The 13,140-nt window shown below is 42.5% G+C and carries 9 protein-coding genes; 5 read left to right on the top strand and 4 right to left on the bottom strand.

What is annotated here, in order from left to right:
• Positions 1 to 5: 5 nt before the first annotated feature.
• The 4 genes from POV27_RS15045 to POV27_RS15060 form a co-directional block, all read right to left on the bottom strand.
• On the bottom strand, positions 6 to 848 hold the full coding sequence (locus POV27_RS15045; RefSeq protein WP_272863614.1) for an HNH endonuclease family protein: 843 nt from the start codon (positions 846 to 848) through the stop codon (positions 6 to 8).
• Entirely contained in the window at positions 823 to 2,121 is a 1,299-nt protein-coding gene (locus POV27_RS15050; protein ID WP_272863615.1) for an AAA family ATPase, read from the bottom strand. Before POV27_RS15050 ends, POV27_RS15045 begins: the two co-directional genes overlap by 26 nt.
• Positions 2,122 to 2,221: 100 nt before the next feature.
• Positions 2,222 to 4,789 carry a phosphoenolpyruvate carboxylase gene (locus tag POV27_RS15055; RefSeq protein WP_272863616.1) on the bottom strand — a complete coding sequence of 856 codons (2,568 nt, stop codon included), beginning with the start codon at positions 4,787 to 4,789 and terminating at the stop codon, positions 2,222 to 2,224.
• A 437-nt stretch (positions 4,790 to 5,226) separates the two neighbouring features.
• Positions 5,227 to 6,156 carry a T9SS type A sorting domain-containing protein gene (locus tag POV27_RS15060; RefSeq protein ID WP_272863617.1) on the bottom strand — a complete coding sequence of 310 codons (930 nt, stop codon included), beginning with the start codon at positions 6,154 to 6,156 and terminating at the stop codon, positions 5,227 to 5,229.
• Positions 6,157 to 6,339: 183 nt separating this feature from the next.
• Here POV27_RS15060 and POV27_RS15065 point away from each other — a divergent pair, with 183 nt between their 5' ends.
• The 5 genes from POV27_RS15065 (at position 6,340) to POV27_RS15085 (ending at position 13,134) form a co-directional block, all read left to right on the top strand.
• Entirely contained in the window at positions 6,340 to 7,824 is a 1,485-nt protein-coding gene (locus POV27_RS15065; RefSeq protein ID WP_272863618.1) for a peptidase associated/transthyretin-like domain-containing protein, read from the top strand.
• 407 nt (positions 7,825 to 8,231) lie between these two features.
• Entirely contained in the window at positions 8,232 to 8,594 is a 363-nt protein-coding gene (locus POV27_RS15070; protein ID WP_272863619.1) for a hypothetical protein, read from the top strand.
• 12 nt (positions 8,595 to 8,606) lie between these two features.
• Complete coding sequence (locus POV27_RS15075) at positions 8,607 to 9,476, top strand: hypothetical protein (protein WP_272863620.1); 870 nt, start codon at positions 8,607 to 8,609, stop codon at positions 9,474 to 9,476.
• A gap of 56 nt (positions 9,477 to 9,532) precedes the next feature.
• Entirely contained in the window at positions 9,533 to 12,133 is a 2,601-nt protein-coding gene (locus tag POV27_RS15080) for an AAA family ATPase (protein WP_272863621.1), read from the top strand.
• Positions 12,130 to 13,134, top strand: coding sequence for an HNH endonuclease family protein (locus POV27_RS15085; RefSeq protein WP_272863622.1), 1,005 nt, complete (start codon positions 12,130 to 12,132; stop codon positions 13,132 to 13,134). The genes POV27_RS15080 and POV27_RS15085 overlap by 4 nt, the downstream gene beginning before the upstream one ends.
• Positions 13,135 to 13,140 lie beyond the last annotated feature (6 nt).

Below are 13,140 nucleotides of genomic sequence, written 5' to 3' on the forward strand. Positions count from 1 at the left end.
TTAAGTTATTGAGGTAGGGCTGGAAAATTGTTTCTTACCATAGAGGTAAATGCGGCTTCTTTCTTTGCGGCTTGATCTACATATAGTTTAGCGGTATTGATAATTTCGACGAGAAAAGTTTCGTCATGAATGCCAAGTAGGGCAAAAATTTGATCCTTTTGATCTTGTGTAGCTGTACTAAGATCCATCCTCGAAAGAACAATATTCTTCCTAACTTCTACCAAGTGCTTCCTTCTTTTTTCATTTAATTTCGTTCTATTAAGACCAAATGCCTGGATGGACTTTTTACCCTTATCTGTCTTGTGAAAAGGGATTTCTTCTCTAAATCCTATTTCATTTTCTGGATTTTCGAAAGAAGGATGCGCTAAAAGTGTATTGCTTGTTTGCTCTTGTGGCGCGTGGTGATCTACGGATCGTAAGGTTTGGTCTACCAAAGGAAAACGATTTTTCTTGTGACGTTGATTGCAAATCTGACAGGAAAAAAAGAGATTGGTCCATTCGTAGGCAAGCCAATAATAACCAGGATAACTTAGTGTGTCGTTGGCTTTTTGCTGGTAGGCGCCTTTGGGTCTAAAGTGTTCTACATCGCCAAAAGCAATATCATCAAAGTCTTTGTTTTCGCAGAAACAGCACTTATTAAACTGCTCGTCTTTTAGTTGATTTTTTACGTTGGCATTACCATAAATTTTTGAATCAAACGTTAGTTTAAACGGATTGTTCACCTTATGGTATTTCTGTTTGTAAACCGCTGGATTGGCATCATAGAGCGCTTTATGCGCATCCGTAGCAGGAATGCCTTTATTGACTAAAACCTGCGGAACGTTAGCTGATTTGTGGATTCGGATCATTCTCCCCCTTTTTTTCAAGTATTTCGGCAATTTTGTCTACCGCGCTGTAGGCATCCTTCTCTACTTGGGTTTCCCAAACAGGAACATCGCCTAAAGATTCGCCGATTTGCCTTAATTTTACTTCATCATGTGGGGAGATGGTTCGACTACCTAGTATTCGTTTTCGTTCTTTAAGTAGTTCTTCGGTATTCTGAGAATGGCCGGAGGAAAGCCCAAACAGATCACTGGTCAGTATCTGATCGATCCTCCAATTTTGTACACTTTCTGGATTATTGTCCACTACGACCTGATTTCCTTTTTTCTTCACGAGAATAAGGTTTCCGTCATTAATGGTTTGTGCAATTAATGGACTATGAGCGGTGGCTATAAACTGAGTTCCTTTAAAGGTTTCCAATAAAAAGCTCACCACATCGCGCTGCAATTTAGGATGTAAATGCAGATCTATTTCATCAATAAGACATACGGCTGGTTCACTAAGAGGATCCTTGCTTTCTGGGTAACGTTCTATAAGTCCTTTGGCAAAGTCTACCATCCAGGCAAGGAATGTCTTATAGCCCAAACTAAGTTCATGTAGAGGCACCCATCCATAGGCAGTTTTAAAAAGTACGGCAGTTCTATTGTCCAACAATTCGATTTTAATGCTGGTAATTTCATTCCGCATGATCTTTCGCAAGGCTCTAAAGATGAGGTTACGGGTTTTTTTGGCGCCATCCTTTTTAAGGGAATGATAATCCGCTCGTACCAACCATTCTTCTACATTGGTCAATTCCTCGTCTTCTTGAAACAAACTTATCGCGGGAAACTCCGATTCGTTGGTCATGCTCTTAGAACCTATTCTGCGAGCAGCACCGTAGGCATAAAGCACGAGATCCTCATAAAAATTAGGAGGGATAGCATTCAGATTTTCTGGCTTATGCATCACTTCGAACCCTGAAGAAGACAATTGAATCTCAAAATCTACTTCCGTTCGGGATCCATTGTTCAAAACAGCATTAAATCCTACTTCTGGACTTCTTTTGGAGTTGCTTCGGCGGAATGAATTCCAAGGGATAAAACGATGGTATCGAAAATCCATGGGGTCCAGCATAGACAAAGCCAATGCTCTTAAAATTGAAGTTTTGCCCACACCATTGTCTCCGAGAATTACATTCCATCTACATGCTTCTTCACGATTTTGCTTTTGCGAAAAGTTCAAGGTTTGCTTTTTGCCGAAACACCTAAAATTTTCTATAGTGAGTTTGGTAAAGTATATCTTACTTCGTTTTTGTCTCATACTTACACAGTTTCGCCCATGGCGATTCTCAAAAACATTTGTACCATAAAGATACTAATGTTTGGTGGTTTTGCGACCATTTTTTTGAGAGCTTTAAGACTTACGCACTATTCCGACTCGCGTTGATATTCCCGAACAACGACCGTGTCACCATCTTTTCGAACACTTCCAGTTGTTCTGGAGGCGCATTTTGAGCCCGTAACTGCTGAATCTCTCGCAAAGCATACTGCTGAATCGTAAGAAGAGGAAGAACAATCTTTTCCCGCACACGAATAGAGGCGCGCATAGCTTTAGAATCTTCCATCAACGTTTCATAGCCCGTTACTTTTAGTAGCATGCGTTTGCTGCGTTCGTATTCGGTATTGATGAGCGACCAAAATTCCCCGTATTCCGGATCGTCCTTCATATAAGCGGTGAGCGGGAAGAAGGACTTGGTAAGGCTCATCATACTGTTTTCGAGCAGCGTTCTAAAGAAAGGTGAATGTTGGTACAACGATACCACCTTATCGAATACTCCATTTCGTTCGAAGGTCTCTAGAGCGAGTCCCACACCATAGAAACCGGGAACGTTTTGTTTTAGCTGACTCCAACTTCCCACAAAGGGAATGGCACGCAGGTCGCTAAAGACCAACTCGCTGCCTTTGCCCCGTTTGGAAGGCCGACTTCCAATATTCGTTTTGGCGTAGTATTGTAGGGTGCTCATCTGCTCCAAATAGGATAGGAATTTGGGATGACTTTTAAAGTCTTTATAAGCTTCGTAGCTCATGGAAGCCAGTAGGTTCATGGTTTCCCGATCTGCGTCCGAAAGAGCGGTGTCTTCATCGCTGAATACCTCATTGGCAATCCCGGAACTAATGAGCTGTTCCATATTGTATTGGCAGGAATCGATGGTTCCGAAATTGGAAGAAATTGTCTGTCCTTGCACGGTAAGCTGTACCTCTTCATGTTCTATGGTATCGCCTAGGGAAGCATAGAATTGGTGGGTTTTTCCGCCACCACGGGCCGGGGGTCCACCACGACCGTCGAAAAAGAGGGCCGTGATGCCATATGTACGGGAGACTTCGGTAAGGCGTTCTTTGGCCGTGAAAATACTCCAATTAGCCATGAGATAGCCTCCGTCTTTGGTTCCGTCGCTAAAGCCTAGCATGATAGACTGTCGATTGCCACGCCGTTTTAAGTGAGCGGCGTAATGCGGATTCGTATACAGGGTTTCCATCACTTCGTTCGCTACTTGCAGGTCATCTACGGTTTCGAATAATGGAATGATATCTACGGTGGGTGCTTCCCAATCACAAAGACGCACCATAGCAAAGGCTTCGAGTACGTTTACGACGCTACCATTGTTACTAATAATGTATCGATTGCATCCCTGTTCCCCATTGGATTTCTGAATCTGCTTCATAGCATGCATGGAAGCCAAGGTTTTTTCGGCCATTTCGTCCGTTAGGGAAGTAGGATTTATGCTCCCAGTTAGGGCTGCCAATTGTTCGATCTTTTCTTCCTCCGAAAGTTCCGAATAGTTGTTGGTAAACAGTTGCGGATGGCACTCTGCGATGTTGGTCATCACTCGGGTATGCACTCTAGAGTCCTGACGGATGTCTAAGGAGGCAAAGTGCGTCCCAAAGAGCTGTACTTTGTGAATGAGGTCCTGTACCTCGTCTACAAATAGGGATTGGTGTTCATTTTCCAATAGGACTTTCATGGCTTCCAATTGCTCCCGCATACTGGCGGCTGTCAATGTCGCTTTTTCCGCAGGAAGGGTAAGGTGTTCGTAAACCGAACTTTCTAAAGCGATAATAAGCGGCTCTACCCCTTTAAAGGTGAGTCTTCGCCGAAGGTTTCGTAGGTCTTTATAATAGTTCTTTAGCAGTGTAAGACGGAGTCGCTCCGCTACTTTTAGGGTGATCTCGGTAGTAACGAAGGGATTTCCATCACGATCCCCTCCGGGCCAGAACCCAAGGTTGATTACCTGATTGTCGAGGTTTTCGCCTTCAAAGATGTTGTTTTGTATGTAGTTGTAAATGGCACTTACACTGTGGTAAAACACATTCTCCAAGTACCAGATGAGGCTCACCGCTTCATCATAGGGAGTGGGTTTCTGTTTTTTAAAGAAGGGTGTTTTTCCCAATTGCGCCAGTAGCATTTTAATGGCATCGAGGTCGTTGTCTTCTATGGCAATGGCCAGATCGGTAATGATTCCCAGTACCGGTCCCGGATAGAATTGCGTAGGGTGAGCGGTAAGTACGGGACGTACCTTAAATCGCTCCAAGTATTGCTTTAGGGCTTCCTTTTTGTTTTTGTCCTCGGCCTCTTCCCGAACGTTTCGCAGGGTTCCCCGCCCGTCCATATTGTTGATAATGGTAAAGGTGGCGTCTTCTATGGCATCGAAGAGTACGACTTGCCGCTCGATGTATTGGATAAAACGAAACAGCAGATTGATCTTTTCTTCTTCAGATGGTGCCTCGGCATACCGACTGAAAAAGTGGTTTACGATCTCGGTAGGGTTCTTCTGTTTTTCGAAGCCCTGTTGGCACACTTCCTGAAATAGGGGGAGCAATGCCCCGGTATGAGTGATTTCATCGAAGGGCAGCGTCATAAAGATGCTGTTATAGATCTGGTATTTGGAGAGCACGTATTGGTTAAATCGCTCCTCTTTGGTGTACCGCATATTTCTGTGTTTTTACCTATATAAAGGTACCGAAAAAGCGAGTGCACACCCTAGTTTTTCCTCATTTTCCCATGATTTTCGGGGCGAAATCGTTTTAGGGATTTGTCACCCTGAGCTTGTCGAAGGGTATGATATGTCAAAGCACTTTCTGATCCCTACTCCCAAGGCATCAATTCAGGCTCGCAAAACGATTGTTTTGCGGATAAGAAGTAGCCTAAATTAAACGAGAATTCTAATAAAATGACCGCGTTGTTTTTTTGGATTTTATAAATGGCAAATAATGTATGAGGCCTTTGTAATCCGTCCATATACAGAATACAGACAACGGAAAAATGCCGAACCTGGCTTATGCGATTTTCTTTTTCTTCTTTTAGTTGTCAAACCCAAAAACCCCCACCATCCGGCAGGGGCTCACTATACTTATAAATAGATTTATGTTATTCCTTCAAAAACCGCAGCACTTCCTTTCCGTAGTCTGAGGTGATTTCCACGAAATAGATGCTCGGAGCCAAGGAACGCACGTCTATGGAAGAAGCTTCTGAGGCGACTACCTGTTTTACAATACTTCCCGAAGGGGAATAGATAGTTGCCGTTTCCCACTGTGTCCGTTCGGACGACAAATACAAGGTTTCCGAAACCGGATTGGGACTTAGGGTGAAGAGTGATGTTTGGAGCTCATCTACACCTAGACTGCAAGTTCCTGAGAAATCGGGATTGCAGATATCGTCTACATAATACAAATGATCCACGCTATCCGACCTAAAATTGATGCCGCCTAACGAAGTAGGCGTGGTTCCCGCTTCATCTTTAAAATCCGTTCCTGGTGGGATCACTTCAACTCCATTCATATACAAAAACCATGTAGCCACGGAAATCCCCCCGCTAATATCAAACCCCATATATACCCGAAACCATTGATCGTGCGGAAAAGTGAAGTCTACCTGCCCCAAGGCGGTGTCCTCGATATATCCTTCCCCAGGGGAACCAAGATCTGGATTAAACCGCAAGTCGCCCACGAGATTCTCCCCCGGACCTACGGGAACCACTCCTTGTATGTTAAAAGTGGCTTCCTTGTTGCTAGGGACATACATCCAAAAGTCTAGATACCACACCCCGAAAATCTTGTTTCCCAGATTGAAAATGGCATTGGTGGTCTCATCCCCTGGAACCATACCGGATTGGGTGCCAGAACGTGCCTGTTCGTCGGTAGCAATAATCCCAGCATCGCAGGGACTGTTCCAAGAAGACCAGCTGTTTTCGCAGATTGCTTCCCCTAAGGTGTAGCTTTCCATGTTGTCAAATTCTTGTGCGCATACATGCACATGGTACACTAATAGTACCATCGCCAAAAAGTACTTTGTTTTCATAATAGTTGGTTATAAATGATGAGCCTAGAAATTACAACATATTAAAACACAGCGTCCTTGTTATCATGAAAGCCTGTCTGGATTCTTGAAATCGCCCAGACAACGTAACAACTTTTACCTTTCCTCGTCTTCCTATAGACAACCATTTGTAACACCATGACGTCTTTTAAGGAAAACCATCTTATGAAGTTTCATTTACCCCTATTCATATTACTATTTAGTATCACAACGGCCTTTGGGCAGTCCTTCTCCGCCAAAGTGGTCGATGCCAAAACCGGAAAACCCGTTTCTTTTGCCACCGTGCAAACGGGCGAGCACCAAGGCCTCATTACCAACGAGGAAGGGGTGTTTACCGTGCAGTTGGCCGATCTACGGCATCCGCAGGACTCTGTGTATGTATCCTCCATGGGCTATGAGAAGCTTGGCTGGATCGTTGCTAAACCTGCCGATACGGTCATTGCCCTTGCACCCAAGGCTTTTGAGCTAAAACAGGTATTTGTAAGCAATACCAATCTGGACGTTCGGGATATTATCGATAGTGTGAAGTACCGCATGTACGATAACTATAAAATGGACCTCAGCAAAAAGAAGATCTTCTTTCGGCAGAGCGATAACAATCAAATGCACACCGTAGATTTTGGGTTTCAGAAGTCCACCATTGCCGAGCTGAACAAACAACTTATCGATAGCATTGCCATGCTGGTGCCAAGACAATCCTATAATTACAAGGAAGTGGCGGGTGAATTCTATGGGAACTACCAGAATCACAAACTGTATATAGACAAAGCCGCAGAATTGTATGACAAGTCCAAAGATGTGTCTTTCGATGGACTTTCGGACAAGCTGGAACGCATCTTTAAGGAGAACGTAAAGCCGGATTCTTACCTCAAGATCAAATCCGGAATCTTTGGCACCAAGGTAGAACTGGATTCCATTACCGAAGCCGAGGAAGACGGTGCTGCCATCAAGGCCGAAGTGGAGAAGCAGCAGGCCCCGTCCCACTTTCAACAAGGCATCATCGATCGTATTTCTGAGTTGTACGAGCAGCTGTTCTTTCACGAAGGTAGCAAGCTCGATATGTTCGAAAAATCCAATCGTTATCGCTTTACCAAGCGTGACTATACCTTTATCGATAACGAACCGGTATACATCATCGATTTCGAACCCAAAGGCAAGAAAGACTTTAAAGGAACTCTCTACGTAAACACCAGCGACTTTGCCGTGGTGCGATTGGAATTCGATAACGTACGGCCTTTAAAACGTTTTGGTCTGTTAGGCATCAAGTTCCGTCAGAATGTATTCCGCGGAAAGATGCTTTTTGCCAAGGAAATGGACGGTACCTATGGACCTCGTTACTTAGAGCTGGAAGACGGTAGTTTCTTTGGGGTGGATCGCCCGTTAAAGGTGATTGAAAAGAACAAACACGTTAAGGGACGACGTAAGCAGAACGAGCTTTCTTTGGAGTTGAAGGTGGAAACTTCTAACGTTATTAAATACGAGCTGGTCGTTTTCGATTCGGAATACATTTCCCAAAGTAGATATGACTCGGCTCCCGAGAACCCAGATATAAAAGCGACGTATCTATCTCAATACGATCCCAGTTTCTGGCAAGGGCATACCATTATAGAGCCCAATGCTGCGATACAGGAGTTTAGGGTTGTAGAGTAGTTTTTCCGTTCATTTCTTTTGCCTGCCCAAAAGAAACGAACCAAAGAAAAGGGCACTTTTATGAGGAATTTTTCAGCATGGCTGAAAACCGACTTGTCAACTCCGCGGCCTTTTCAAGGCCTGAATCCCGGAACTTGACGGTGTCTATTCTGCATAAAAGGTTTTAAGGGGATCTATTTTATGGACACTGATTGATTTTGACCAAATCAAAATTGTATCGAAGTGTTACCTCCCAAACCCAATGACAATATTTTTTACACATGTTAATTTTTTTGTCATTGCATGGGTTTTGATGTCTTTTTCGCCCAAGAAGGGTGGTGTTGAGGGGATATTTCAGGAAAAATCCCCTGCACTGGGTACCTGCAATACAATCGGGTTTTTATAACTTAGCTGTAAATCAGCTAGCTATGTACCGAATAACATGTTACAAAGAAGATTGCGACACCCCTTATTTTTATGTGGATCCTAAAGGTGGACGCATTCCCATTACCGAAGCTCCGGATACTTCTGGGATAACCTTCGCCAAGGCAAATATCCCCAAAATGAAAGTACTCCTGGAAAAAGTAGAGGAAAAACCGGAAGAAGAATTCTCCGAAGAAGACAAAGCCTTGCTCAAGGAATGGTGTAAACAATTGGGCCCGAAACCTGCAAACAACACAGGTAAGACCAAAGTGGAAACCGAAGAAGATGTGAACGATTATCTCGTGGTGTACTGTGATAATAACCACAAAAACTACGTTCCTTTTTACAATCCGAAACGAACTTCCTAAAAACCAACCATCATGAGTGACGAAGTTAAAAACAACGAAACCGAAACACCGGCGGAAACACCCTTCGTAAGGTACGACGAGTATTGGTTAACCAAGGCCCGGACATTGATAGACGGAAGCATTGAAACCTTTAATAAGCGTCTTAAAACACTAAATAACTTCCTTAATTACCTTGCTGGGGGAACCTTTTTAGCGGGAGCATCCTTTGCTACCTATATGAAATCCACCGAGCTGGAAGTGTATGTATTGGCTGCTATTCCCCTATTGGTGATTGCCGTTGCCAAAATGTTTGTAGGGGTAAAAGGTTCGGAACCCGCTATGGAAGATACCAATATGCGGAGTCCCGCAGAAATAAATGAAGATTATGCCAAGTTGCTTACAAAGCTATCCGGACAGGTAAAAGAGGCAGGCGTTTGGGTAGGAATCGCCACAGCGTTTACGTTGGTATGCCTACCGTTTTCCATTTACTTTCATAACAAACATGCTGCGGTAGAACAACCGGCTTCCTATGTGCATATAGAAAGTGACGGAACCGAAGTGCGAGTTACTGGTTTGTTGCCTAAAGGGGAAGACATTAGTGTCTTTTTGCATGGTAAAAATGCCAAGAAGGAAAAAGTGCCAGCTTACACCACAACCTTGCTAAAGGAAGAAAACGGAAGCTTTAATGCGGTCTATTCCATAAAGGATTTAGGCCTTACCCTAGACAGTGTTGTGGTACAATATGGAAAGGACAATAAGCTGCATAGTTACACCTATAAATTGGTAAAGGGAGGTGCTTCGGCCAATCCAGCTCGCGCGGAAGATAAGCCCAAGAAAGACCCTAAAGCAGATAAAAAGAAAAAGGATACCACCAAAGTAACGAAGAAGGATACGGTGGGGTAGCACTAGGCATAAAACATTGGGACGGCTTCTTTTTATGAAATTTTAATGTTTTTGAAATGATTAAGTGGCATAAAGTTTATCGGGGAGTGGCCATGTTACTTCATGATTTTTACAATAAACATCGGGAAAACCCGGGCAAGGATCTTTTTGAAATTCTCAGGGAGGATAAACCCTTTCGGAAAAACAACCCTTGGGCCGATAAGTTCTTTGAACCCTCAAAGAGCCCTAGTTTCGATCCCATTCATCTGTTTTCTAGCTTTAGTGGAAGTAGTCAGACAGAAAAATCACGGGTAGACCGTATTAACATTCTTGTCCGCATTTTAACTTCAAGCAAGAGTTTTCAGCAGTTCAAAGAAATCGACTTTGAGGGATGCCCAAGTCCGGTAACGGTAAACCTTATTAGCAAGAGGAATCTGGAGGACCAGAAAGACATTTGGTCAACCTTTGCCTCCGTATATACCAAAAAGCAAGCGGCCCTAAATGCTGAGGTTTTCGATAAGGCCCGTAAATGGTACGGCATAGATACTATTTCCTTTACGCAATTTCTATTTTGGCTAGATTCCAGGAATTTCATTCCGTTAGACACCTATACGATTAGTTTACTTATGTCGGCCAAAAGGATTGAACATAGGCCAGAAACCTATGAGGACTACAAAGATCTGTTGAGTCTACGTGAAACTTCGGTGTACCGGGATGTAACCCAGATGGCCTACAAGGTGATGAAGGAAGGTAAGCAAGTGATTATTTATACCCGTAAGGTTGGTGCCTATTTAAAAGCACCAACAGAACATATACGAAAGACCCCGTTTCGTCTTATCGCGGTAAAACCTGTAAAGGGACTTGCTACAAAATATCGCAAAATTCTAGAGGAGGATAAACTGTATAAATTTTATAATGCTTTTTCCTTTCACGAAAATGAAACCAAGGTAACTGTAAAAGGCCCTTCACTGGACTTGTATAGGGTCAAGGGACTTCCCAATATTTCTATATCTGCCATAGTTGGAAAAAATGGACAAGGCAAGAGTACGATATCCGAATTGGTGTACATGGCGATTTACAACCTATCGGTCGCTAAAGGGCTGTTGGATGATGCAGCCAAACTACTTGAGGATTTTTGTATCGATCTGTATTATCAATCCAATTATTTCTACAAAATGGAATTCAGGAATGCCGATATTCAGATCTATAGGTATGAGCAAATTGAAGATTCCTATTCCAATCCAGAAAAACTGTCTTTGGAAAACTTTAGGCTGGATCAGTTTTTCTATACCGTGGCCATTAACTATTCACATTATGGATTGAATTCTAGAAAATTCGATTACGACTGGATCACGCCACTCTCCCATAAAAACGATGGTTACCAAACCCCTGTGGTTATTAATCCTATGAGGACCGAAGGGAATTTTAACATCAATCGCGAAGACGAATTGTTACGGGCACGACTATTGGCCAATGTTCTTGAACCCATAGGGGACGAAACATTTACACTTCGGGATATAGCAGAGAATAAGCGGGCCGTAACCATTACGCTAAAATTAGATCACGAAAAAATTGAAAGACTACAAAAGGTAACCGGTTCCAAAAGCGCAAAAACCCGCCAGATGAAAGTACTTCCCTTAATATACGATCACTTCGATATAAGATCGGTAAAGGGAGTCCCTTTCAAGGACGAGATAGAGTCTTATATAGTTCAGAAGCTTATCGAAATTTGCCTTCGATACAAACAAATATACAGCGGGTACTATAGTGAAAAGTCCAAGAATTTCTATGTGAAGAAAATACCGGATCTATTAAAGTTGATCGATCTGGACAAGAGTCATATAACCTATAAATTGAAAAGGGCGATCAATTATCTTAAGTATAACCATTACGATTCCTTTTTGAAGGGTTTCAAAGATAAAGTGGCTATCAATGTTGACAAACTCTCACTTGCTATTGAGGATATTAAGGCTAACGAATCTGATGTACAATTGGAGACCATTACCTTGATTCCGCCCAGCATTTTTTATGCTCAGATTGTATTAGAGGATGACTCCAACCTAGATACAATTAGCTCTGGTGAAAATCAGATGATCAATGTGATCAGTTCCATTATCTACCACCTCAACAATTTGGAGTCCGTTTCCATATCGGATAGTTTGTACAATTATGGTTTTGTCCAAATCATGATGGATGAAGTGGAGCTGTATTTTCATCCCGATTTTCAACGAAAATTCATCAAGTATCTTTTGCAGTATTTAAGCAAGATGAACCTTGATAGAATAGAGGGAATCAACTTGTGCTTTATCACCCATTCACCCTTCATACTTTCCGATCTTGTAAAGGATAATATTCTGTTTTTGGGAGGTGAGAACGGAACGTCCTCTCCTACTTTTGGGGCAAATATTTACAATTTGCTTTCGGATTCCTTTTTTATGGAGGAAGGGACCATAGGTGCCTTTGCAAAAGATAAGATCATGGAAGTGATCGATCATTTAAGTTCGGATGCCGAATTGGATGAAAAAACCTTAGAAGAGGTAAACTATATCATAGATAATATTGGCGAACCCCTTATAAAAGCCCAGTTGGAAAAACTGAAGCACAGGCGAGACGATAACCTCGAAATTGTGAGGTTGAAAAAGGAAATTGAAGAATTGAAAGCTGGGCAACAATCATGATTACAATAGCTAAAAATCCCGCCAAAGCACAAGAATATGCCGATCTTATATTGACCTCTAAAGGGAATTACATTTCTCCATTGGATAAACTGAATAATTGGAACGGTAATTTGAGCAATGAGGAGCAAGAAGTTCTCGATTACCTTATACAGAATCTACGCAAACTTTTGGTTGCAGAACCGGAGGAACAGCAGGAAATAATCGACAGTTTTAAAGAGGATACTGGGGGAACGAGTTTTCAGGATCGTATATATGATAGTGTCTCAGGGAATCTTACTCCTTTTGGCGAGGGAATCAAGAAAAAATTTAATTACGAAGGCTTTAGGTCAAGTGCAAAAGCCATTTGGCTTGCCAAGCAGATTCCTGTTAAATCCTGCCCCTACTGCAATGCCCAGTATACCCTTAGTGTAAAACAAAAGAATGCGAAAACGAAATTGTTATTTCATTTAGATCATTACTATCCAAAAAGTGTTTATCCCTATCTAAGCCTTTCTTTCTATAACCTTATTCCAAGCTGTGCCAGTTGTAATATGAGCAAATCGGATGAGCCATTTTCACTTTCGGATTTTTTGCATCCCTATGTAAACAGCGTAGACGACATTGCTAGGTACGAAACCGATAAGGGAAATTTGGTGAAGTTTCTCACGGACATGAACAACTTTGAGGAGTATATAAATTTAACGCTCGAACTTCGGGAGCAGTTTTTGGGTGATGCTAAATGGAGGGAAAAGCTGGAAAAGTATAAGAAGATGTTCAAGGTAGAATCCCAATACAATGAGTTTAAGGATGTGGTAGCAGAAACCTACCTTAAGGGGATTTTTTATTCCAAAAGCCGTAAGGATGAGTTGGTTGATTTTTTTAAGGACCACCAGAATATCACCTTGACCGAAGAAATGATCAATAGATTTATAATCGGTAATTATACAGATAAAGAAGACTTGCTGAAACGTCCCCTAGCCAAGATGATGAGGGATATAAGCGAGGACTTTGGGCTACTATAACAGCAT

The sequence above is a fragment of the Aureisphaera galaxeae genome, assembly GCF_028561275.1.
GTDB classification, from domain to species: Bacteria; Bacteroidota; Bacteroidia; order Flavobacteriales; family Flavobacteriaceae; genus Aureisphaera; species Aureisphaera galaxeae.